Raw genomic sequence first — 440 nt, 5'->3', positions numbered from 1 at the left:
AACGGCGAGGCGCTTCGCGGCAAGATCGCCTTGGTCGACCGTGGCACCTGCAGTACCGGCGTGAAGGCCGTCAACGTACAGAGGTACGGCGCCATCGGTTTGATCTCGATCAATGACGAACCTGGCGATCCGGCCGCGCCGGCACCGGGCTTGGTCGGCTCGCAGGTGACCATTCCGGTGATCGGCGTGTCGCAGGCTACCGGTGCGGTCTTGAGAGCCGGCGCGCCGTCGACCAGCGCCGGCCTGACCCGCGATACCAACCGTTTCTACGGCCTGGACGCGAACGGTCGGATCCGCCTGTACACCCCGGCGGTGAAGGAAAGCGGCGCGACGCTGTCGCACGTGGACACCGACATGAGCCCGAATGCGCTGATGGAGCCGAGAATGAGTGCCAACTTGGACGCGCACATCTTCATCGACGTCGCGTTGGACATGTTCGA

The 440-nt window shown here is 65.2% G+C and carries 1 protein-coding gene; it reads left to right on the top strand.

Annotated elements, in window-relative coordinates; genetic code table 11:
• A partial coding sequence (locus LG367_RS18210) for a PA domain-containing protein (protein ID WP_319004039.1) occupies positions 1–440 on the top strand: 440 nt, incomplete at both ends.

This window comes from Luteimonas panaciterrae (genome assembly GCF_020511115.1).
Lineage (GTDB): Bacteria > Pseudomonadota > Gammaproteobacteria > Xanthomonadales > Xanthomonadaceae > Luteimonas > Luteimonas panaciterrae.
This window is presented reverse-complemented; position numbering and strand designations above follow the sequence as displayed.